At 71.3% G+C, this 20,635-nt stretch carries 21 protein-coding genes; 1 reads left to right on the forward strand and 20 read right to left on the reverse strand.

The features are described 5' to 3' along the window. Position 1 precedes the first annotated feature (1 nt). The 7 genes from LXM50_RS02355 to rpe all read right to left on the reverse strand — a co-directional run bounded on the left by LXM50_RS02355 (position 2) and on the right by rpe (position 3,918). The gene (locus LXM50_RS02355; protein ID WP_233309491.1) at positions 2 to 232 is read right to left on the reverse strand and encodes a DUF6704 family protein; all 231 of its coding nucleotides are present in this window, start codon (positions 230 to 232) and stop codon (positions 2 to 4) included. 94 nt (positions 233 to 326) lie between these two features. Continuing rightward, positions 327 to 905 carry a Trp biosynthesis-associated membrane protein gene (locus LXM50_RS02360; RefSeq protein ID WP_233309492.1) on the reverse strand — a complete coding sequence of 193 codons (579 nt, stop codon included), beginning with the start codon at positions 903 to 905 and terminating at the stop codon, positions 327 to 329. Next, the gene (hisI, locus tag LXM50_RS02365; protein WP_233309493.1) at positions 905 to 1,306 is read right to left on the reverse strand and encodes a phosphoribosyl-AMP cyclohydrolase; all 402 of its coding nucleotides are present in this window, start codon (positions 1,304 to 1,306) and stop codon (positions 905 to 907) included. Before hisI ends, LXM50_RS02360 begins: the two co-directional genes overlap by 1 nt. Further along, positions 1,303 to 2,064 carry an imidazole glycerol phosphate synthase subunit HisF gene (gene hisF, locus LXM50_RS02370; RefSeq protein ID WP_233309494.1) on the reverse strand — a complete coding sequence of 254 codons (762 nt, stop codon included), beginning with the start codon at positions 2,062 to 2,064 and terminating at the stop codon, positions 1,303 to 1,305. The genes hisI and hisF overlap by 4 nt, the downstream gene beginning before the upstream one ends. Further along, positions 2,064 to 2,906, reverse strand: a complete 843-nt coding sequence (gene hisG, locus LXM50_RS02375) for an ATP phosphoribosyltransferase (protein ID WP_233309495.1) — start codon at positions 2,904 to 2,906, stop codon at positions 2,064 to 2,066. Before hisG ends, hisF begins: the two co-directional genes overlap by 1 nt. A 56-nt stretch (positions 2,907 to 2,962) precedes the next feature. Next, on the reverse strand, positions 2,963 to 3,226 hold the full coding sequence (locus LXM50_RS02380) for a phosphoribosyl-ATP diphosphatase (RefSeq protein WP_045252002.1): 264 nt from the start codon (positions 3,224 to 3,226) through the stop codon (positions 2,963 to 2,965). Continuing rightward, positions 3,223 to 3,918, reverse strand: a complete 696-nt coding sequence (rpe, locus tag LXM50_RS02385) for a ribulose-phosphate 3-epimerase (protein WP_233309496.1) — start codon at positions 3,916 to 3,918, stop codon at positions 3,223 to 3,225. The genes LXM50_RS02380 and rpe overlap by 4 nt, the downstream gene beginning before the upstream one ends. Before the next feature lie 150 nt (positions 3,919 to 4,068). Between rpe and LXM50_RS02390 the strand changes: the two genes are divergently transcribed. After that, complete coding sequence (locus LXM50_RS02390; protein WP_233309497.1) at positions 4,069 to 4,851, forward strand: hypothetical protein; 783 nt, start codon at positions 4,069 to 4,071, stop codon at positions 4,849 to 4,851. A 10-nt stretch (positions 4,852 to 4,861) separates the two neighbouring features. Here LXM50_RS02390 and LXM50_RS02395 read toward each other — a convergent pair whose 3' ends face one another. The 13 genes from LXM50_RS02395 to pyrR all read right to left on the reverse strand — a co-directional run bounded on the left by LXM50_RS02395 (position 4,862) and on the right by pyrR (position 20,609). Then, the gene (locus LXM50_RS02395; protein ID WP_233309559.1) at positions 4,862 to 6,217 is read right to left on the reverse strand and encodes an RsmB/NOP family class I SAM-dependent RNA methyltransferase; all 1,356 of its coding nucleotides are present in this window, start codon (positions 6,215 to 6,217) and stop codon (positions 4,862 to 4,864) included. Between the two features lie 134 nt (positions 6,218 to 6,351). After that, positions 6,352 to 7,308: a methionyl-tRNA formyltransferase gene (gene fmt / locus LXM50_RS02400; protein ID WP_233309498.1), complete on the reverse strand. Its 957-nt coding sequence runs from the start codon at positions 7,306 to 7,308 to the stop codon at positions 6,352 to 6,354. A gap of 54 nt (positions 7,309 to 7,362) precedes the next feature. Further along, positions 7,363 to 9,345, reverse strand: coding sequence for a primosomal protein N' (locus tag LXM50_RS02405; RefSeq protein ID WP_233309499.1), 1,983 nt, complete (start codon positions 9,343 to 9,345; stop codon positions 7,363 to 7,365). A gap of 27 nt (positions 9,346 to 9,372) precedes the next feature. Next, a complete protein-coding gene (gene metK / locus LXM50_RS02410; protein ID WP_233309500.1) occupies positions 9,373 to 10,566 on the reverse strand; it encodes a methionine adenosyltransferase in 1,194 nt (397 codons plus the stop codon). Positions 10,567 to 10,703: 137 nt separating this feature from the next. Continuing rightward, positions 10,704 to 10,958 (reverse strand): DNA-directed RNA polymerase subunit omega, encoded by a 255-nt coding sequence (gene rpoZ, locus LXM50_RS02415; protein ID WP_045273081.1) that lies wholly within the window; start codon positions 10,956 to 10,958, stop codon positions 10,704 to 10,706. An 83-nt stretch (positions 10,959 to 11,041) separates the two neighbouring features. Continuing rightward, a complete protein-coding gene (gene gmk, locus LXM50_RS02420; RefSeq protein ID WP_233309501.1) occupies positions 11,042 to 11,956 on the reverse strand; it encodes a guanylate kinase in 915 nt (304 codons plus the stop codon). Continuing rightward, the gene (gene pyrF / locus LXM50_RS02425; protein WP_233309502.1) at positions 11,949 to 12,794 is read right to left on the reverse strand and encodes an orotidine-5'-phosphate decarboxylase; all 846 of its coding nucleotides are present in this window, start codon (positions 12,792 to 12,794) and stop codon (positions 11,949 to 11,951) included. The genes gmk and pyrF overlap by 8 nt, the downstream gene beginning before the upstream one ends. After that, entirely contained in the window at positions 12,791 to 16,078 is a 3,288-nt protein-coding gene (gene carB / locus LXM50_RS02430) for a carbamoyl-phosphate synthase large subunit (RefSeq protein ID WP_233309503.1), read from the reverse strand. The genes pyrF and carB overlap by 4 nt, the downstream gene beginning before the upstream one ends. Continuing rightward, positions 16,078 to 17,229 carry a glutamine-hydrolyzing carbamoyl-phosphate synthase small subunit gene (carA, locus tag LXM50_RS02435; protein WP_233309504.1) on the reverse strand — a complete coding sequence of 384 codons (1,152 nt, stop codon included), beginning with the start codon at positions 17,227 to 17,229 and terminating at the stop codon, positions 16,078 to 16,080. Before carA ends, carB begins: the two co-directional genes overlap by 1 nt. Further along, a complete protein-coding gene (locus LXM50_RS02440; RefSeq protein WP_233309505.1) occupies positions 17,226 to 17,765 on the reverse strand; it encodes a hypothetical protein in 540 nt (179 codons plus the stop codon). Before LXM50_RS02440 ends, carA begins: the two co-directional genes overlap by 4 nt. After that, complete coding sequence (locus LXM50_RS02445; protein ID WP_233309506.1) at positions 17,762 to 19,069, reverse strand: dihydroorotase; 1,308 nt, start codon at positions 19,067 to 19,069, stop codon at positions 17,762 to 17,764. Before LXM50_RS02445 ends, LXM50_RS02440 begins: the two co-directional genes overlap by 4 nt. Continuing rightward, positions 19,066 to 20,073, reverse strand: coding sequence for an aspartate carbamoyltransferase catalytic subunit (locus tag LXM50_RS02450; RefSeq protein WP_233309507.1), 1,008 nt, complete (start codon positions 20,071 to 20,073; stop codon positions 19,066 to 19,068). Before LXM50_RS02450 ends, LXM50_RS02445 begins: the two co-directional genes overlap by 4 nt. Further along, on the reverse strand, positions 20,070 to 20,609 hold the full coding sequence (pyrR, locus tag LXM50_RS02455) for a bifunctional pyr operon transcriptional regulator/uracil phosphoribosyltransferase PyrR (protein ID WP_233309508.1): 540 nt from the start codon (positions 20,607 to 20,609) through the stop codon (positions 20,070 to 20,072). The genes LXM50_RS02450 and pyrR overlap by 4 nt, the downstream gene beginning before the upstream one ends. Between the last annotated feature and the right edge of the window lie 26 nt (positions 20,610 to 20,635).

Below are 20,635 nucleotides of genomic sequence, written 5' to 3' on the forward strand. Positions count from 1 at the left end.
ATTAGTGCGCCTTCGGCTGGTACTTCGGGCCCTTCGCGCCGTATCCGGCCTTCGAGAGCGCCCAGCCCGCGATCGCGCCGACGACGATCAACGCGACGCCCACCCACACCACGACCGGGATCTCGAGAAAGAACGCGGTGGTGCCGACCGTGAAGCCGAGCAGCATGATCACCACGGCGGTCCAAGCCGCAGGCGAGTGTCCGTGGCCGGGATCTGCGATGGGGTTGCTCATGTTCTCCTCCGAGCGTCGGGTGGTGTGGTCAAGTCTATCGGGATCGTGCCGTGCGACGAGGACCCCGGGCAGCGTGGGGCGTCGTCACGAGGGTCTAGCGGGTGGGGTCGGTGCCCCGGCTGAGATCGTCCCAGCTCTCCACCGCATCCACCGGGCCGTCGTGCGGCGTCGGGGCGGTGCGGTAGCGACGCCCGCCGCTGCGCCACCGGCCGGCGGTGACCAGGGCGAGCCCGCCGCCGAGCAGCAGCAGGATCCAGCCGACGAGCGCCGCCCAGGGCCAGGCCGTCACGGCGATGCCGTCGACGATGGCCGCCAGCGCCGTGTTCCCGGCGAGTCCCGTGGCCTTGGTGAGAGCGGGGCTGACGGCGTCCAGCGGATGCTGGAACAGGATGCGCGTCGTCAGCACGAGCAGGAGGGCGCCGACGGCGACCGCGATCGCGGCGAACACCCGCCGCAGAACAGGGCCGACGAGTGCGATGGCCGCGCACAGCGCGAGGGCGGTGAGGCTCAGCGGGGCGACGACGGGCAGTGCCGCGTTGCCCGCGACATCGAGCGCCTCTCCCCCGTCTGCGCGGGTGATGGTCAGCCACGTCTGCGTCGAGGAGAGGATGCCGATACCGCCCGCGAGCAGGATCAGCAGCAGGCTCGATGACTTCGCGCGACGGGTGAGCATCACTGCGTGGCCGTCTCGGCGTCGTCGGGTACGGCGACGTCATCCGACACCGCCACGACCGGATCCAGATCCCTGCCGTCGAAGCAGGTGCGGGTGCCGGTGTGGCAGGCCACGCCGATCTGATCGACGAACAGCAGCACGGTGTCGCCGTCGCAGTCCAGGCGGGCGCCGCGCACGTGCTGCACGTGGCCGGAGGTGTCGCCCTTGCGCCAGTACTCCTGGCGGGAGCGCGACCAGTAGGTGGCGCGTCCGGTGGTCAGTGAGCGGCGCAGCGCCTCCTCATCGGCCCAGGCCATCATGAGCACCTCGAGGGTGTCCCACTGCTGCACGATCACGGGGACAAGGCCCTGGTCGTTGTACGTGACGAGGCTCAGGTCGGCCTCCAGGCGGTCTTCGCTCATCGCACCGTCACCCCCGCTTCGCGCAGCGCGGCCTTGACATCGCCGACCGTGAGCTGGCCGGAGTGGAACACGCTGGCGGCGAGGACTGCATCCGCACCCGCGGCGATCGCCGGAGCGAAGTCCTCGGCCTTCCCGGCACCGCCCGAGGCGATCACGGGCACGCTGGAGATCTCCCGCATCAGGGCGGTCAGCTCGAGGTCGAAGCCGTCCTTGGTGCCGTCGGCGTCGATGGAGTTGACCAGCAGCTCCCCGGCCCCGCGTTCGATGGCCTCGCGGGCCCAGTCCAGGGCGTCCAGGGCGGTCTCCGTCCGGCCTCCGTGGGTGGTCACGGCGAAGCCGGATGCCGTGCGCGGATTGCGCTTGATGTCGAGCGAGAGCACGAGCACCTGAGCGCCGAAGCGATCGGCGATCTCGCCGATCAGGGCGGGCCGGGCGATCGCGGCGGAGTTCACGCCGACCTTGTCGGCGCCGACGCCCTGCAGACGGGCGACGTCCTCGACCGAACGCACCCCTCCGCCGACGGTGAGCGGAACGAAGACCTCCTCGGCCGTGCGGCGCACCACGTCGTACGTGGTGGAGCGCTCGTCCACGGTCGCGGTGACGTCGAGGAAGGTGATCTCGTCGGCGCCCTGCGCGGCGTAGTGCCTGGCGAGCTCGACGGGATCGCCCATGTCGCGCAGGTTCTCGAAGTTCACGCCCTTGACGACGCGACCGGCGGCCACGTCGAGGCACGGGATGACCCGCGCGGTGAGCGACATCAGAGCCTCGCCGCGTGGATCGCGGTGACGAGGATGGCCCGCGCGCCGAGCGCGTAGAGCTGGTCCATCACCAGATTCATGCCGCGGCGCGGGATCATGACCCGTACGGCGACCCAGGCCGGATCCCGCAGCGGGGACACGGTCGGCGACTCGCGCCCGGGCGCGATCGCGGCCGCCTGCTCGACGAGATCGGCGGGCAGGTCGTAGTCCAGCAGCACGAAGCGGTGGGCGACCATGACGCCACGCAGACGACGCAGCAGCTTCTCGGTACCCTCGGCGTCGCCAGGGCGGCTGATCAGCACGGCCTCGGACTCGATGATCACCGGGCCGAAGATCTCCAGCCCGGCCTGTCGGAGCGTGGTGCCGGTCTCGACCACGTCGGCGATCGCGTCCGCGACGCCCAGGCGCACGGCCGACTCCACGGCGCCATCGAGCGGAACGAGCTCTGCGGTCACCCCGTGCTCGCGCAGGTAGTCATCGACCAGGCCGGGGTAGGCGGAGGCGACGCGCACGCCGTTCAGGTCCTCCAGGGTCTTGAACCGACCGGGAGGCGCGGCGAAGCGGAACGTCGAGCGGGCGAAGCCGAGCTGCTCGATCTCGCGGGCGTCCGGTCGGCGGACGTCTCGCAGCAGGTCCCGGCCCGTGATGCCGACGTCCAGCGCGCCCGAGGCGACGTAGGTGGCGATGTCACGGGGACGCAGGAAGAAGAACTCGACGTCGTTGTCGGCGTCGATCACGTGCAGGGTCTTGGTGTCGCGACGGCCGGCGTATCCGGCTTCGGCGAGCATCTCGGCGGCGGTCTCGGACAGCGATCCCTTGTTCGGGACGGCGATGCGCAGCATGGGAGGTCTTTCGTTCGAAGCGATCTGTGTGCGAAAGGAGCCCCGTCGGGGGCGCCTCACAGATGTCGGTAGACGTTCTCCAGGGTCAGTCCCTTGGCCAGCATGAGCACCTGCAGGTGGTACAGCAGCTGGGAGATCTCCTCGGCCGCGGCCTCGTCGCTCTCGTACTCGGCGGCCATCCACACCTCGGCCGCCTCCTCCACGATCTTCTTGCCGATCGTGTGCACTCCCGCGTCGAGCTCGCGCACCGTCCCGGATCCCTCCGGGCGCTCGGCCGCCTTGCGGCTCAGCTCGGCGAACAGTTCGTCGAAGGTCTTCACCCTCCCAGGCTACCGGCTCGTGCGAGACCCCGGAGCCGCGTGACGGCTGCTTCGATGTCATGCGAGCCGTACACGGCGGATCCGGCGACGAACGTGTCGGCGCCGGCCGCGGCCGCCTGGGCGATCGTCGCGTCCGAGATGCCTCCATCCACCTGCAGCCACACGTTCGAGCCGCGCCGCTTGGCCTCGTCGGCCAGGGCGCGCAGCTTCGGCATGGTCTCGGGCATGAAGCCCTGGCCGCCGAAGCCGGGCTCGACGGTCATGACGAGGATCTGGTCGAACTCGTCGAGGATGTCGTAGAGCGCCTCGCCCGCGGTGCCCGGCTTGATCGCGACGCCGGCGCGCGCGCCGATCCCGCGCAGCGTGCGCGCGAGACCCACCGGATCCGTCGCGGCTTCCAGGTGGAAGGTGACGCTCGCCGCGCCCAGCTCTGCGTAGCCGGGCGCCCAGCGCTCCGGATCCGTGATCATCAGATGCACGTCGAGCGGGATCGGGCTCGTCGCCTGGATGCGCTCGACCATCTGCGGTCCGAACGTGAGGTTGGGGACGAAGTGGTTGTCCATCACGTCGACATGCGCGAAGTCCGCCGTCGCGATGCGGGCGAGGTCCGTCTGCATGTTCACGAAGTCGGCGGCGAGGATCGAGGGGTTGATCCGAGGGGCTGCGGGCAGTTCGGTGCGGGATGCGGGCATGTGCCCCATTATCCCGGTGCCGGTTGGGCGGCAGCGCGGACGCGCACCGGCGCCGGATGTCAGCGGGCGCCTAGAAGGCGCGGATAGCGTCGTCGCGGATCTGCGCCTGCGACGTGCGGACACCGCCCCGAAGCGAGGCCGAGGAGACCGATGAGCAGCATGACGAATGCCGACCACCGCGCAGCGCCGGTGCGCGTGCCGGATCCGACGTTGGGGTTCTGGATCGCGAAGGCGGCCTCGACGGCGTTCGGGGAAGCCGCCTCCGACTTCTCGATCCGGGTCATGCCGCCGGTTGTCGCGGTCCTGCTCGGCTTCGCCCTGTTCCTCCTCGCGTTGGGCTGGCAGCTCACCCGGCACCGGTACGTGCCCGGCGTCTACTGGTTCACGGTCGCCATGGTCGGCGTGTTCGGGACGATGGCCGCAGATGTGGTGCACGTCGTGCTGGGACTCCCGTACGCCGTCACGACCGTGGTCTACGCGGCCGTCCTGGCCGGCGTGTTCCTGCTGTGGCGGCGCACCGAGCGCACGCTCTCGGTCCACGAGGTGCGCACCACGCGGCGCGAGCTGTTCTACTGGGCCGCTGTCGTCGCGACGTTCGCGCTCGGCACCGCCGCCGGGGACCTCGCCGCTGTCGGACTGCACCTCGGATATGTGCCGTCGATCCTGCTCTTCGCCGTGCTGATCCTCGTGCCCGCGATCGGCTACCGCTTCCTGCACTGGAACGGGGTCCTCGCGTTCTGGATCGCGTACGTGCTGACCCGGCCGCTCGGCGCTTCCGTCGCGGATTGGCTCGGCAAGCCCGTCGCCGAGGGCGGGGTCGGCGTCGGATCCGGGTGGATCGCGCTCGCGTTCGCCCTGGCGATGGTGGTAGTCGTGTTCGTCACGGCGCGTCTGGTGCGCTCCCGGCGAGGCGTGGCGGCGATCGTGGAGTAGAGCCGGCCTCTTACGCCGTCTTCCGCAGGAGCGACAGGAACATCGCGTCGGTGCCGTGCCGATGCGGCCACAGTTGGGCGTGCCCGGATCCGCTCGACGGCTCCGGCAGATCGATCGGATGCTGTGAGACGTCGCGGATCACCTCACGCGCGTCGAGCTCCTGCACGTCGTCCCTGTCGCGCAGGACGGTCTGCACCACCGCCGCGGTCTCGGCGAGGTGCGGAGAGCACGTCACGTAGGCGAGGATGCCGCCCGGCTTGAGGGCGACGAGCGCGGCCGAGAGCAGCTCCTCCTGCAGCGCGGCGAGCTCGGGGACGTCGGCCGCGGTCTTGCGCCATCGCGCCTCCGGACGGCGCCGGAGCGCCCCGAGTCCGGTGCACGGTGCATCGAGCAGTATCCGGTCGTAGACGCCGGGCCGGTCGAGGGCGAGCACGCGGCCGTCCTCCTCGGCGACGTCGACGTGCAGGGGCACCGAGGCGACGGCCTTGCGGACCAGTCCCGCCCTCGCCGGCACGACCTCGTTCGCGTCGAGTGCCGCACCGCCGCGGAGGGCCTCCGCGGCGAGCAGGGCCGTCTTGCCTCCGGGACCCGCGCAGAGGTCGAGCCAGCGCTCCCCCGCCGTGAGCGGCTGCGCGCCGACGAGGGCGAGCGCGACGAGCTGCGACCCCTCGTCCTGAACACGCACCCGGCCCCTGTGGGCGGAGACGACCGCGCCGGGGTCTCCGCCTTCGGATCCGAACGCCGTCGGCGCATACGGTCGCCGAGGTTCCTGCGGCTCCGCGAGACCCGGCAGGGCGACGAGCGTGACCTCGGGTGCGACGTTGTCGGCGGCGAGGAGCGCATCCAGCTCCTCCTCCCGCCCCTCGGCCGCGAGTGCGCGACGCAGGGCTCGGATGATCCACACCGGATGCGCGAAACGGAGCCCCAGCCGCTCGTCGTCCGATCTCGCCGCGGCGGTGACCGCGTCGAGCCACTCCTCCTGCGTACGTGCGGCGACCTTGCGCAGCACCGCGTTCGCGAAACCGGAGGCGCCACGGCCCGCCTCCCGTGCAACGAGGTTCACGGATTCGTTGACGGCCGCGTGCGTCGCCACGCGGGTCGCGAGGATCTGGTGCGTCCCGAGCCGGAGTGCGTCCAGCACGGGCGGATCGATCTCGGCGGTGTCCCGGCCCGCCGCGGCGGCGATGACGGCGTCGTAAGTGCCGAGACGGCGCAGGGTTCCGTAGGCGAGTTCGGTGGCGAGGGCCGCATCCGCACCGGAGAGCCCCGCCTCCCTGATGGCCCCCGGCAGCAGCAGGTTGGCGTAGGCGTCCGATGTGCTGACGGCCCGGATCACGTCGTAGGCGACGCGGCGCGCGGGCTGCACGTCGCGGGAGCGCGCATCTCGTGCGGATGCGCGCGGCGAGGTTCCGCCGGTGCTCTGCCGACGTGGTCCGCCCTGGCCGTCGGCGCGCCGCTGAGGGCCGCGACGGTCGTCATGGTTCTGTCGTCCCTGCGCACTCACCGTGCCGCGCTCCCCTCGGTCTGCGACGTCGCGTCGAACCGCACGGTCGCGCCATCATCGACCCGCAGGCCGCGGAACCAGTCGGCGGCGGCCATGGCGGCCTTCCCGGCCGGCTGCACGCGTACGAGCAGCAACGGTGCGGTGCCGGTGCCGACGAGCACACCGCCTTTGACCCCGTGCAGCGCGCCGGGGGGAAGCGGATCCGCGTCCTGAGCCCGTGCGAGCTCACGCACTTTGAACGGCGCGCCGTCGATCGTCGTGTGCGCGCCCGGCTCGCTGGTGACGCCGCGGTAGCGGGCGAACACCGCATCCGCGGATTCGGCCCAGTCCAACCGGCCGTCATCGAGACCGAGCTTCGCGGCATGCGTGGGGTCCCCGTGCTGCGGCACGGGGCGAGCGGTGCCTTCGGAGATCGCCGCGACGGCCTCCGCCGTGAGCCCGGCGCCGTCGACGGCGAGGGAGGCGAGCGCGTCATCCGCGGTGGCGTCGTCCGCCACGGGGTACGCCCGCATCGCGTGCACGTCCCCCGCGTCGAGCGCGGCCACGAGCTGGAACACGGTGGCGCCCAGCTCCGCATCGCCCGCGATGAGCGCGCGCTGCACAGGAGCGGCTCCGCGCCAGGCGGGCAGCAGCGAGAAGTGCAGGTTGATCCAGCCATGATCGGGCGTGCTCAGCAGTGGTTCGCGCACGAGTCCGCCATAGGCGACGATCACACCGAGCTCGGGTCGCAGTGCGGAGATCCGCCCGGTCGCCTCCTCGTCCAGACGCGCGGCCTTGATGACGGGGATCCCGAGTTCGTCGGCGACCTGGGCGACCGGCGAGGCCGTGAGGATCCGCTTGCGCCCGAGCGGCGCGTCCGGGCGGGTCACGACCGCGACGATCTCATGCTCGGCCGCGAGGCGGCGGAGGGTGGGCACGGCGGCTGCCGGTGTTCCGGCGAAGACGAGGCGCATGGGGGTCCTTCGAAGGTGCTGCGGGATGTTCGAGACGAACGGGCGGTTCCGGGGCTAGAGATCGGGTTCGGTGACGTCCAGCCTCACCGAGAGCGTAGTCCGTGGGGTGCGGCCGCGGGCTCGTCGACGCCCCATCGCCTCCGCGACGACGGCGGCGCGGAGCGTGCCGGCCACGCGCGCGCCCTCGGCGTAGGGGAAGCGCACGAGCGCCCGTTCGCGGCCGTCCTCGTCGCCCTCGATCGGAACCGGGCCGAGCACGGCGTCGGGCGGCAGCTGGAGCGCGGCGATGTCGTCGAGAGCGCGTCGGATGCCCGCCCCGGTGCCCTCGAGCTGAGCGACGCGCACCGACGGCGGCATGCGCAGCGGCGCGCGCTCGGCGAGCTCGGAACGCGCGTACGAGGCCTGTGACCAGGTGGCGAGGGCACGCGCCACTGCGCCGTCGACGCCGACGAGATGGACGGGCGCGCCGGGGGCGGCGAGGGCCGCCGCATTCGACCACCACCGCAGGCAGGACTCCCCGATCCGCAGTTCCGGTGCCTGCAGCATGCGGGAGCCGTCGAGCAGCACGACCGCGCGGTAGCCGCCCTCGGCCAGCGGCTCCGCACCGCGGGTCGCGACGACCAGGGCCGGCCTGGCGTCGACGCGCTCCACCGGATGGTTGCCGTCCGCGACGATGACCCGGATGCCGGGGAACGCCCGTCCCAGCTCCTCTGCCGTCCGTTCACTGCCAGAGGCCGCGAGGCGCACCTTCTCCCCGCCGCAGGAGCTGCAGGCCCAGAGTCGCGCGCCGCGTCCGCACCAGGCGCACACCGGGGTCGCCCCGCGATGGGCGGCGCCGAGCGGTCCCCCGCAGGCGCGACAGCGGGCGGGAGCGCGGCACGACGCGCACACCAGCGTCGGAGAGAACCCCGGCCGGGCGACCTGCAGCAGCACGGGCCCGGTCGCCGCCGCATCCCTTGCGGTCAGGAAGGCGCGGGACGGCAGGCGCTGCCCGCGGCGGTCCAGATCCTCCGTCGAGTCCAGCACCACGCGCGGCAGTTGCCGCTTCGCGGCCGTGATCGGCCGGATCCATCCGGTCTCGACCAGGCGCTCCACATCGGTCGTGCGGGTGTGCCCCGCGAACAGCAGGGCCGACCCCTCCTGTTCCTGGCGCAGCAGCGCCACATCGCGGGGATGCGCACCGGGGGCGAGGGGCTCGGCGAGCAGGCCGTCGCCGTCATCCCAGAGCGCCACCAGGCCCGCGCGCGCCGGCGCATACACCGCGGATCGGTTGCCGACCACGATGCAGGGCGCATCCTCGAGAGTGCGCAGGTACGCGCGGTAGCGGTCGGGGTTCGTCTGCCGGGAGTCCAACCGGGCGACCGGGGCATCGGGCGCGAGCACATCGAGAGCGGCGAGGAGCAGGTCGAGGTCGCGATAGTCGGGTACGACCAGAATCGCCGAGGCGCCCCCGGCGAGCGTGTCGGCGGCCGCGGCGGCCATCAGCCGGGTCCACTCCGGCAGGCCGTCGGAGGCCAGGCGCGGAATCGCCTCCACGGCCGCCCGTGCGGACTCCGCGAGCACGTCGGCGAGGCCCGCGTACTGCGCGATGGTCTCGGATACGGCTTCCGCCGCCGCAGCGCCGGAGGCGGCGACGTCGCTGTCCGCGCCCGCGACAGGATCCGTCCCCGAACCTACGGCCAGCCAGGCCTTCTCCACCCTGACCTGACGCTTGGGCACGATCAGCCGGAGCACGTCCGAGGCGCTGCCCGCGGCGCGATCGGCCACACGGCGGGCGAGCGTGCAGAGCCGCTCCGGCAGCACCTGTGCGCGGGAGACCACGGAGTCGAGCTCCGCCAGTGTCCGCGCGTCATCGTCCTCCGTGTCCACGTCGACCACGTAGGCGTCGATGACCCGTCCCGCGGAGCGCAGCGGTACCCGCACTCGGACTCCGGGCAGCGCGTCGTCGATCAGTTCTGCCGGGATGGCGTAGTCGAACAGCCGGTCCAGCTGCGGGACCGGCGAGTCCAGCAGCACGCGGGCGATCGGCCGTGGCACGAACGGGCCTTGCGGTTCGGCGCCGGGTCAGAGACCGGCGGCGCGACGCAGGTCCTCGGCGCGCGTGGTCTGCTCCCAGGTGAACGTCGGCAGCTCGCGACCGAAGTGGCCGTATGCGGCGGTGGCGGCGTAGATCGGGCGCAGCAGGTCCAGCTCCTCGATGATCGCCTGCGGGCGCAGGTCGAACACCTCGCGGATCGCGCGGGTGATGGTCTCGTCGTCGACCTTGCCGGTGCCGAAGGTCTCGACGTAGAGCCCGACGGGCTGTGCCACGCCGATCGCGTACGCGACCTGCACCTCCAGCCGGTCGGCGAGGCCCGCGGCGACGGCGTTCTTGGCGACCCAGCGCATGGCGTAGGCGCCCGAGCGGTCGACCTTGGACGGGTCCTTGCCGCTGAAGGCGCCGCCGCCGTGCCGGGCCGCGCCGCCATAGGTGTCGATGATGATCTTGCGCCCCGTCAGTCCCGCATCGCCCTTCGGGCCGCCGGTCACGAAGGGTCCCGCCGGGTTGATGTAGTGCGTGACGTCGTCGAGGTCGAGGCCGGTCGTGGCGAGCACCGGGTCGATCACGTGAGTGCGGACCAGCGCCTTGAGCTCGTCCTGCGAGATCTCCGGGTTGTGCTGCGTGGAGAGCACCACCGCATCGACCGTCTTGGGGGTGAAGCCGTCGTAGCCGAGGGTGACCTGCGTCTTGCCGTCGGGGCGGAGGAACGGCAGCGTGCCGTCGCGGCGCACCTCGGTGAGCCGCTCCGCGAGGCGGTGCGCGGTCCATGCTGCCATCGGCATGAGCTGGGGGGTCTCCGTGGCGGCGAAGCCGAACATGATGCCCTGGTCGCCGGCACCCAGAAGGTCGCGGGGGTCGGAGGATCCGCCCTCGCGATGCTCACGGGCCTGGTCGACACCGCTCGCGATGTCGGCCGACTGCTCCCCCACCGAGACGCTGACACCGCACGACGAGCCGTCGAACCCGGTGTCGCTGGAGGTGTACCCGATGCCGTTGACGACGTCGCGCACGATCGTCGGGATGTCGACGTAGCCGGAGGTGCGGATCTCGCCGGCGACGTGCACGAGGCCGGTCGTCACGAGCGTCTCCACGGCGACGCGGGATCCGGTGTCCACCGCGAGCAGGCCGTCCAGGATCGAATCGGAGATCTGGTCGCAGATCTTGTCCGGGTGTCCCTCGGTGACGGACTCGGAGGTGAACAGACGCAGCGCGCTCATCGGTGCTCCCTTGTGTGCCGGGCGGAGTGCGCCCGTGGCGTCGGGCGGACGAGCCCGAGCCCAGTATGGACGGAGCCGCCGACATCCTCGGAGGGGATGACGGCGGCTCCCTTGCCTAATGCCGGCGGTGGATCAGCTCACTCCGCGTGACGGATGCGGAGCTTGTCCTCGTTGATCTCGTGCAGCGCGATGGTCAGCGGCTTGTCCTCGACCGAGGAGTCGACCAGCGGGCCCACGTTGTCGAACAGGTTGCCCTCGTGCAGGTCGGAGTAGTAGTCGTTGATCTGACGGGCCCGCTTGGACGCGTAGATGACCAGCTCGTACTTGGACTCGACGCGGTCGAGCAGGTTGTCGATGGGCGGGTCGATGATGCCGTTGTTGTGTCCGGCCATGGTGGACCTCCTGTTGGTGGGATGTTCTGCGACGCGTGTCGCGAAGAATACGGGCGCGCGCCCTCGAGAGCCTCAGGGACCGGTCAGCGCGCAGACGCCGAGGACAATTCTACGACCTCGCGGGCGGCGGTGGCGACGTCCTCGTTCACGACGCGGTGATCGAACTCGGACTGCGACGCCAATTCGACCTTCGCCGTGCGCAGGCGCCGGGCCCGCTCCTCGGCGTCCTCGGTGCCGCGCCCGACCAGGCGCTGCACGAGCTCGTCCCACGACGGCGGCAGCAGGAACACGAGATTCGCAGACGGATCCGCGGCCCGCACCTGCCGGGCGCCCTGCAGATCGATCTCCAGCAGCACGGTCTTGCCCTCGGCGAGGGCCGCGTCGATGGGCCCCCGCGGAGTGCCGTAGCGGAACCGGTTGTGCACGGTGGCATGCTCGAGAAGCTCGTCCGCGGCGATCATGCGATCGAACTCGGCGTCGTCGACGAAGAAGTAGTGCACGCCGTCCTGCTCGCCCGGGCGCGGCGCGCGCGTGGTCGCGGAGACGGACAGGTGGATCTCGGGGTGGTTCTCGCGGATGTGCGCGGCGACCGTGCCCTTGCCCACCGCGGTGGGGCCGGCGAGGACCAGGAGGCGGCTGCGGCCTGCGCGAGGCGCCGCCTGCGGGAAACGGGCGTCGACCCAGCGATGCAGCGCCTGCTGCTGTCGGGAGCCGAGTCCTCCGAGCCGCTTGACCGGGGAGATCTGCAGGTCGGCGAGGATGCGATCGCGCTTGCCCGCGCCGATCGCGGGCAGGGCGGTCAGGAAGTCCGGCACGCGCAGCGTCCCCGCGGTGGACTGCGGGTCGGCCGCGGCGGCGGCCAGCACGTCCTGCGGTGCGACCACCCGCATGGTCAGATCGCGCTTCAGCGATGCTCGTGCACGGCGGCGCTCCACCGCTCGGCGAGCGGCGGCGACGCGATCGACCTCGGGCACTGCGCGCCCTGCCGGTTCAACCACCCATGACCTCCTGGTAGCGCGCGGCGCGCTCTTCGATCGTCGCTGCGATCCGGTCCGGACCGGCGGACAGGATGCTCCGGCTTTCGGAAGCCAGGACGTTATCTGCCAGCGTACCGAATCTCGTTCGCAGATCCGCGGGTGTCGCGCCCTGCGCGCCGAAACCGGGCGCGAGGATCGGCGCCGGCGGCTGGAAGGCGGCGATCCCCGCCTCGGACCAGTTCACCGTGGCGCCGACGACGAAGCCGTTGCTCCCCCATTCGCCCGCTGGCGTGTCGGCGGCGTTGCGGCGCGACACGGCGTCGATGACCGCGGCGGAGACCGTGCGACCGTCCGCGTCGATGGCGCGCTGCAGCCGCGCCGCATCCGGATTGCTGGTCGCGGCCAGCACCAGCGTGCCCTTGCCGTGGCGGGCCGCCAGGTCGAACGTGCCGTCCAGGACACCCACGCCGAGGTACGGGTTGACCGTGAGGGCATCGCACTCGAGCGGCGATCCCGGCGTGAACCAGGCGGCCGCGTAGGCGTCCATCGTGGTGCCGATGTCGCCGCGCTTGGCGTCGGCGATGACGAGCAGGCCCGCCGCTGCGGCGGCCGCCATCACGTTCTCGAGCGCGGCGATCCCGGCCGAACCGAAGCGTTCGAAGAACGAGACCTGGGGCTTGACGGCGGCCACCCGGCCGGCTGCGGCGTCGACGGTGCGCAGGCCGAACTCGCGCACCCCTGCGGCGTCCTGCGCCAGGCCCCAGTCGTCCAGCAGGGCCGCGTGCGGATCGATGCCGACGCAGAGCGGCCCGTATGCCGCCAGCGCCGCCCTCGTCCGCTCGCCGAACCCGATGCTCATCGGGACGTCGCCCGATCGATCGCGTACTCCTGCAGGCTGCGCACCTCGAAGCCCTTGTCCGCCGCATCCATGCCGCTGACGGCGGCGCCGAGCGTCGCGATCGTGGTGAACAGCGCCTTGTCCGCGGCGACGGCGGCCGCGCGGATCTCATAGCCGTCGGCGCGCGCGGCGCCGCCGGAGGGCGTGTTCACGATGATGTCGATGGCGCCCTGGTCGATCAGGTCGACGATGTTCGTCTCGCCGCTCTCCTGCGTCTCGCTGTACTTCTCCACCACGGTCACCGGGATGCCGTTGCGGGAGAGGATCTCGGCCGTGCCGGCCGTGGCCACGATCGTGAATCCGAGCTGGTGCAACCGGTGCGCGGGCAGGATCACGGCGCGCTTGTCGGCGTCGGCGACCGAGATGAAGACCGTGCCGGACGTCGGGGTCCCGCCGTAGGCCGCGGCCTGGCTCTTCGCGAACGCGGTCGGGAAGTCGCGGTCGATGCCCATGACCTCTCCGGTCGAGCGCATCTCCGGGCCGAGCACGGAGTCGACGATGCGTCCGTCCGCGGTGCGGAACCGCTTGAAGGGCAGCACGGCCTCCTTGACGGAGACGGGCGAGCCGAGCGGAACGCGGGATCCGTCGTTCTCGGGCAGCAGGCCCTCGTCCTTGAGCGCGGCGATGGTGGTGCCGGACAGGATGCGGCTCGCCGCCTTGGCCAGCGGGATGCCCAGCGCCTTCGACACGAAGGGCACGGTCCGGCTCGCGCGCGGGTTCGCCTCGATGACGTAGAGCACGCCGGCGCTGATCGCGAACTGCACGTTCAGCAGGCCCCGCACACCCACGCCCTCGGCGATCGCGAGCGTGGCCTCGCGCACCCGGTCGATGTCGGTGCGTCCGAGCGAGACCGGAGGCAGCGTGCAGCTCGAGTCGCCGGAGTGGATCCCGGCCTCCTCCAGGTGCTCCATGACGCCGCCGATGTAGAGCTCGGTGCCGTCGTACAGCGCGTCCACATCGATCTCGATCGCGTCGTCGAGGAAGCGGTCCACGAGCAGCGGCTTGCCCTCCTCGATGATGACCTCGCCCGCGGTGCGGACGAAGTAGTCGCGCAGCGCCGGAGTGTCGTAGACGATCTCCATGCCGCGCCCGCCCAGCACGAAGCTCGGGCGCACCAGCACCGGGTAACCGATCTCCTCGGCCACCGCGACCGCGCCGTCCACGTCGATCGCCGTGCCGTTGCGCGGGGCGACGAGGCCGGCGTCGTCGAGCAGGCGCGAGAACAGCTCACGCTCCTCGGCGAGGTCGATCGCCTCGGGGCTCGTGCCGAGCACCGTGTAGCCCGCGGCCTCGATGCCCTTGGCGAGGCCCAGCGGAGTCTGCCCGCCGAGCTGGCAGACGACCCCTAGGATCTCGCCGGACTGCGCCTCGGCGTGCAGGACCTCGAGCACGTCCTCGAGCGTGAGGGGCTCGAAGTAGAGCCGGTCCGAGGTGTCGTAGTCGGTGGACACCGTCTCCGGGTTGCAGTTGACCATGACGGTCTCGAAACCGGCGTCGGAGAGCGCGAACGAGGCGTGCACGCAGGAGTAGTCGAACTCGACGCCCTGGCCGATGCGGTTCGGGCCGGATCCGATGATGACGACCTTGGTGCGCTCGGACGGCGTGACCTCGGTCTCGCTGTCGTAGCTGGAGTAGTGGTACGGCGTGAGCGCGGGGAACTCGCCCGCACAGGTGTCGACCGTCTTGTAGACCGGGCGGATCCCCAGTGCGTGCCGGACTCCGCGCACCTCGGCCTCGGTGAGACCGCGGAGCTCGGCGAACTGCGCGTCGGAGAAGCCGTGGTCCTTGCCGAGCCGGATCGTGTCGGCGTCGAGCTCGGGCGCCGTGCGGATCTGCTCCGCGACCTCGTTGATGAGCACCATCTGGTCGATGAACCAGGGGTCGATCGCGGTGGCATCGAAGGCCTGCTCGATCGTGGCGCCCTTGCGCAGCGCCTGCTGCAGCACCACGATCCGGCCGTCGGTCGGGGTCTTCGAGACCTCGAGCAGTTCCTCGACCGAGCGGGGCTCGTGACCCCAGTGGAACGAGGACCCGCGCTTCTCCAGCGACCGGAGCGCCTTCTGCAGTGCCGTCGTGTAGTTGCGGCCGATCGCCATGGCCTCGCCGACCGACTTCATGGTCGTGGTGAGCGTGGCGTCCGCCGCCGGGAACTTCTCGAACGCGAACCGCGGCGCCTTGACCACGACGTAGTCGAGCGTGGGCTCGAAGCTCGCCGGAGTGACACCCGTGATGTCGTTGGGGATCTCGTCGAGCCGGTAGCCGAGCGCGAGCTTGGCCGCGAGCTTGGCGATCGGGAAGCCGGTCGCCTTCGACGCGAGCGCCGAGGAGCGGGACACGCGCGGGTTCATCTCGATGACGATCACGCGGCCGTTCTCCGGGTTCACCGCGAACTGGATGTTGCAGCCGCCCGTGTCGACGCCGACGGCCCGGATGATGTCGATGCCGATGTCGCGCAGGTTCTGGTACTCGCGGTCCGTGAGGGTGAGGGCCGGGGCGACCGTGATCGAGTCGCCGGTGTGCACGCCGACCGGGTCGACGTTCTCGATCGAGCAGACCACGACGGTGTTGTCGGCCGTGTCGCGCATGAGCTCCAGCTCGTACTCCTTCCAGCCGAGGATCGACTCCTCCAGGAGCACCTCGGTGGTCGGCGAGTCGTGCAGGCCGGCGCCGCCGATGCGGCGCAGATCCTGCTCGTCGTATGCGAAGCCGGATCCGAGTCCGCCCATCGTGAACGAGGGGCGCACGACCAGCGGGTAGCCGAGCTTCTCGGCGCCTTCGAGCAGTTCGTCCATCGTGTGGCAGATCACGGACGCGGCGACGTCGGCGCCCGCGTCGAGGACGAGCTGCTTGAAGATCTGGCGATCCTCGCCCTTCTGGATCGCGTCGACCTTCGCGCCGATGAGCTCGACGCCGTACTTCTCCAGGATCCCGCGCTCGTGCAGGGCCATCGCGGCGTTGAGCGCCGTCTGACCGCCCAGGGTGGGCAGGATCGCGTCCGGCTTCTCCTTGGCGATGATGGTCTCGATGACCTCGGGGGTGATCGGCTCGATGTAGGTCGCGTCCGCGAAGTCGGGATCGGTCATGATCGTGGCCGGGTTGGAGTTGACCAGGATGACGCGGACGCCGTCCTCGCGCAGCACGCGGCACGCCTGGGTGCCGGAGTAGTCGAACTCGCAGGCCTGACCGATGACGATCGGACCGGATCCGATGACGAGGACGGAGTGGATGTCGTCGCGCTTGGGCATTACTTGCTGTCCTTCGTGGAGAGGTGGGCGACGACGACGTCGCGGAATCGGTCGAAGAGGTAATTGGCGTCGTGGGGACCGGCCGCGGCCTCGGGGTGGTACTGCACCGAGAAGGCCGGGATGTCCAGGGCGCGGAGCCCCTCGACGACCTGGTCGTTGAGGCCGACGTGGCTGACCTCGACCTTGCCGTAGCCGTGGGGGCTGTCGAAGGAGCCCTCGATGGGCGCCTCGACGGCGAAGCCGTGGTTGTGCGCCGTGATCTCGACGCGGCCCGTGGCCTTGTCAAGCACCGGCTGGTTGATGCCGCGGTGGCCGAACGTGAGCTTGTAGGTGCCGAGCCCCAAGGCCCGGCCGAACAGCTGGTTGCCGAAGCAGATGCCGAAGTACGGCAGACCCGCGTCCAGCACCTCGCGGAGCACCGCGACCTGCGCGTCGGACGCGGACGGGTCGCCGGGGCCGTTCGAGTAGAACACGGCGACCGGCTCGATCGCGGTGATGTCGGCGAACGTGGAGGCCTGCGGCAGCACGTGCACGTCGAACCCGCGGGCGGCGAGGTTGTCGAGCGTGGACTGCTTGACGCCGAGGTCGAGCACGGCGAGGTTGCCGATCCGCTCCGACGTCGCGGGCGTGACCTGTGCGGAGGTGACGGAGACCGCGGCGGAGAGGTTCTGACCGGCCATCTCGGGCGCCTCGGACACACGGCGCAGCTGCTCATCCGCATCCAGCGCGGCGTCCGCACCGGAGAAGATGCCGCCGCGCATGGATCCGGCGGAGCGGATGTGCCGCGTGATCGCACGGGTGTCGATTCCGCTGATGCCGACGATCCCGTCGCGCATGAGGGTGTCATCGAGTGAGGCGTTCGCGCGCCAGTTCGACACGACCCGCGAGGGGTCGCGCACGATGTACCCGGCGACCCAGATACGGCGGGACTCGGGATCCTCGTCGTTCATCCCGGTGTTGCCGATGTGCGGCGCGGTCTGCAGCACGATCTGTCCGGCGTAGGACGGGTCGGTGAGCGTCTCCTGGTAGCCGGACATGCCGGTGGCGAAGACGACCTCGCCGAGAGTCGTGCCGCGGGCGCCGTAGGCGCGTCCGATGTGGCGTGTGCCGTCCTCGAGGACGAGTACGGCGGAGTCGTGCGAAAGGGTCATGCGGATTCTCCTGTCTCGGAGGCAGCGTCCGGGCGCTGCGAGCTGATGAGTCGCTGGAGGTCGGCGAGAGCGGCGCCGGAGGCGTCCGTGTTGCCGATGTCCCCGGTGATGCGGAGGTAGCTGTCGACGACGGTGCCGTCGTCCGTGCGCCAGACGAGGCGGATCAGCCCGCCCGGTTCGACGGCCCGGTCGATCGTGACCGTCGCGAGGTCCGCGCCGATCAGCCGGGTCGAGGCGAGGAACACAGTGGGCGAGCCGTCCAGGCTCAGCGCCGCGCCGCGGTCGGTGATGGTGAGCTCGCCACGGGCCCGGTACACGAGCGGGCGTACGGCGAGGCGTTCGAGCGAGTGGTCGTGCCGGGTGGTCGCGACGTACAGGGTCTCGTAGCGGGCCCGGACCTCGGCGTGCTCGGGGACGCCGAGCGGCGCGGTGAGGCCGGAGTCGCGTCGCAGCCGCGCGCGCCATGCCCACACCCCGGCGAGGATGAGCAGCACGGCGACGCCGAGGACGACCGCGCCGGCGATCTGCTGGTTCACGAGCGCCCCTCGAGGTTCGCGAGCACGCCGTCCTCGAGCGTCACGTAGCCGCGGTGCACCGTCCAGAGCACCTTGCCCGGCAGGTCGTGGCCCAGGTACGGCGAGTTCGTGCTCTGGCCGTGCAGGTCGGCCTCGGCGAACACTCCCTGCGCGGCGGCGTCGTAGAGCGTGAACTCGGCGGGCTGACCCGCGGCGATCGGCGTGCCGTGGCCGGCGAGGGAGCCGATCCGCGCCGGGGCGGAGCTCATGACGCGGGCGACGTCGGTCCAATCCAGCAACCCGGTCTGCACCATGGCCTGGTGCACGACCCGCAACGCGGACTCGAGACCGACCATGCCGTTCGCGGCGGCCTGCCACTCGCACGCCTTCGCCTCACTCGGGTGCGGGGCGTGGTCGGTGGCGACGATGTCGATCGTGCCGTCGGCGAGACCCTCGCGGACCGCGAGCACGTCCTCCTGGGTGCGCAGCGGCGGGTTGACCTTGAACCGCGCGTCGTAGCCGCGGGCGAGCTCATCGGTCAGCAGCAGATGATGCGGGGTGACCTCTGCCGTCACCGCCACACCGCGCTTCTTGGCCCAGCGGATGAGCTCCACCGAGCCGGCGGTGGACAGGTGGCAGACGTGCAGCCGGGATCCGACGTGCTCCGCGAGCAGGATGTCGCGCGCGATGATCGACTCCTCGGCGACCGCGGGCCAGCCGACGAGGCCGAGCTCGGCGGACACGGCGCCCTCGTTGAGCTGAGCCCCTTCGGTGAGCCGCGGGTCCTGCGCATGCTGCGCGATCACGCCGTCGAAGGCCTTCACGTACTCGAGTGCGCGGCGCATGATGAGCGGATCCCACACGCAGAAGCCGTCATCGCTGAAGACACGGACGTTCGCGCGGGACGAGGCCATGGCGCCGAGTTCGGCGAGCCGCTCCCCCTTCTGCCCGACGGTGACGGCGCCGATGGGCTGCACCGTGGCGTAGCCGGCGGCCTCGCCGAGGGCGAGCTCCTGCTCGACCACACCGGCGGAGTCGGCGACCGGCGAGGTGTTCGGCATCGCGAACACGGCGGTGAAGCCGCCGGCGGCGGCCGCGCGGGAGCCGGACAGCACGGTCTCGCTGGCTTCGAAGCCGGGCTCGCGCAGATGCGTGTGCAGGTCGACCAGGCCGGGAAGCGCGACCAGGCCGTCCGCGTCGACGACGCGAGCGCCGGCGGCGGAGAGGCCGGAGCCGACCTCGGCGATCCGGCCGTCCTGGACCAGGATGTCCGCGGAATCAGCGCCGAGGATCCTCGCGCCTCGGAAGAGCAGGCTCTCGGTCATCGGTCTCCTCGATTCATCTCGAACTCATCGGTTCCGGGCGTCGTCCCCGCCCTGGCCGGTTCCGGGCGTTCCCCGGTCAGCAGCAGATACAGCGCCGCCATCCGCACCGACACGCCGTTGGCGACCTGCTCCAGCACGGTGGAGCGAGCGGAATCCGCGGCGTCGGAGGAGATCTCCAATCCGCGGTTCATCGGGCCAGGGTGCATCACGATCGTATCGTCGGGCAGCCGTCGCAGCCGGGCCGCGTCGAGTCCCCAGCGACGGGTGTACTCGCGCTCGCTCGGGAAGAAGGCCGCGTGCATGCGCTCGAGCTGGATGCGCAGCATCATCACGGCGTCCGGCTCCTCGGCCAGCGCCGTGTCGAGGTCGTACAGCACCCGTGCCGGCCAGGCGGTGACGTCCTGCGGGATCAGCGTCGGCGGGGTGACCAGGGTGACCTCCGCTCCGAGCGTGGCGAGCAGCCAGACATTCGAGCGTGCGACCCGGGAGTGCAGCACGTCGCCGACGATGACCACGCGCACGCCGCTGAGGTCGCGACCGCGGCTGTCCGCCCCGAAGCGGCGCTTGCGGATCGTGTACGCGTCGAGCAGAGCCTGCGTCGGATGCTCGTGCGTGCCGTCTCCGGCGTTCACGACGCCCGCAGAGATCCAGCCGCTCGTCGCGAGGGTGCGCGGCGCGCCGGAGGCGGGGTGACGCACGACGACGGCGTCCGCGCCGATCGCCTGCAGCGTCTGAGCGGTGTCCTTGAGGCTCTCGCCCTTGGAGACGCTGGAGCCCTTGGCGGCGAAGTTGATCACGTCGGCGGAGAGGCGCTTCGCGGCGGCCTCGAACGAGATCCGCGTGCGCGTGGAATCCTCGAAGAAGAGGTTCACCACGGTCTTGCCGCGCAGCGTCGGCAGCTTCTTGACCTCGCGGGACTGCGTGTCGGCCATGTCCTCGGCGATGTCCAGGATCCGCAGTGCGTCCTCGCGCGCGAGCGTGCGCGTGTCGAGCAGGTGCCTCATTCGTCCCCTCCCTCGATCGAGACGAACTCCTCGCCGTCGTCCTCGCGCAGGCGCACGTTGACCCGCTCCGTGCGGGACGAGGGGATGTTCTTGCCGACGAAGTCGGGGCGGATCGGCAGTTCGCGGTGCCCGCGGTCGACGAGGATCGCGAGGCGGACCACGGCCGGGCGTCCGATCGACTGCAGCGCGTCGAGAGCCGCGCGGATGCTGCGGCCGGAGAAGAGCACGTCATCGACGAGCACGACGGTCTTGCCGTCGATCCCGCCGGCGGGGATGTCCGTGCGGTGCGGCGACCGAGTCGGATGCTTCGCGAGATCATCGCGGAACAGCGTCACGTCGAGCGATCCGACCGGGACGGCGATCTGCGCGATCTCGGTGATCAGCAGCGCGAGCCGCTCGGCGAGCGGGACCCCGCGGGTCGGGATGCCCAGGAGGACCAGATCCTCCGCTCCTCGGTTGGATTCGAGGATCTCGTGGGCGATGCGCGTCAAGGCGCGCCTGATGTCGGCTTCCTGCAGCACGATACGTGCGCTCATCTGCCGGCTCCCTTCTCCGCCTCACA

This window comes from Microbacterium sp. Au-Mic1, assembly GCF_021341785.1.
Lineage (GTDB): Bacteria > Actinomycetota > Actinomycetes > Actinomycetales > Microbacteriaceae > Microbacterium.

What these genes read in the sequence shown, in the direction of transcription:
- LXM50_RS02355 (WP_233309491.1), bottom strand. Translation starts at nt 232, where the DNA reads ATGAGCAACCCCATCGCAGATCCCGGCCACGGACACTCGCCTGCGGCT.
- LXM50_RS02360 (WP_233309492.1), bottom strand. Translation starts at nt 905, where the DNA reads ATGCTCACCCGTCGCGCGAAGTCATCGAGCCTGCTGCTGATCCTGCTC.
- hisI (WP_233309493.1), bottom strand. Translation starts at nt 1,306, where the DNA reads ATGAGCGAAGACCGCCTGGAGGCCGACCTGAGCCTCGTCACGTACAAC.
- hisF (WP_233309494.1), bottom strand. Translation starts at nt 2,064, where the DNA reads ATGTCGCTCACCGCGCGGGTCATCCCGTGCCTCGACGTGGCCGCCGGT.
- hisG (WP_233309495.1), bottom strand. Translation starts at nt 2,906, where the DNA reads ATGCTGCGCATCGCCGTCCCGAACAAGGGATCGCTGTCCGAGACCGCC.
- rpe (WP_233309496.1), bottom strand. Translation starts at nt 3,918, where the DNA reads ATGCCCGCATCCCGCACCGAACTGCCCGCAGCCCCTCGGATCAACCCC.
- LXM50_RS02390 (WP_233309497.1), top strand. Translation starts at nt 4,069, where the DNA reads ATGAGCAGCATGACGAATGCCGACCACCGCGCAGCGCCGGTGCGCGTG.
- fmt (WP_233309498.1), bottom strand. Translation starts at nt 7,308, where the DNA reads ATGCGCCTCGTCTTCGCCGGAACACCGGCAGCCGCCGTGCCCACCCTC.
- metK (WP_233309500.1), bottom strand. Translation starts at nt 10,566, where the DNA reads ATGAGCGCGCTGCGTCTGTTCACCTCCGAGTCCGTCACCGAGGGACAC.
- rpoZ (WP_045273081.1), bottom strand. Translation starts at nt 10,958, where the DNA reads ATGGCCGGACACAACAACGGCATCATCGACCCGCCCATCGACAACCTG.
- pyrF (WP_233309502.1), bottom strand. Translation starts at nt 12,794, where the DNA reads ATGAGCATCGGGTTCGGCGAGCGGACGAGGGCGGCGCTGGCGGCATAC.
- carB (WP_233309503.1), bottom strand. Translation starts at nt 16,078, where the DNA reads ATGCCCAAGCGCGACGACATCCACTCCGTCCTCGTCATCGGATCCGGT.
- carA (WP_233309504.1), bottom strand. Translation starts at nt 17,229, where the DNA reads ATGACCCTTTCGCACGACTCCGCCGTACTCGTCCTCGAGGACGGCACA.
- LXM50_RS02445 (WP_233309506.1), bottom strand. Translation starts at nt 19,069, where the DNA reads ATGACCGAGAGCCTGCTCTTCCGAGGCGCGAGGATCCTCGGCGCTGAT.
- LXM50_RS02450 (WP_233309507.1), bottom strand. Translation starts at nt 20,073, where the DNA reads ATGAGGCACCTGCTCGACACGCGCACGCTCGCGCGCGAGGACGCACTG.
- pyrR (WP_233309508.1), bottom strand. Translation starts at nt 20,609, where the DNA reads ATGAGCGCACGTATCGTGCTGCAGGAAGCCGACATCAGGCGCGCCTTG.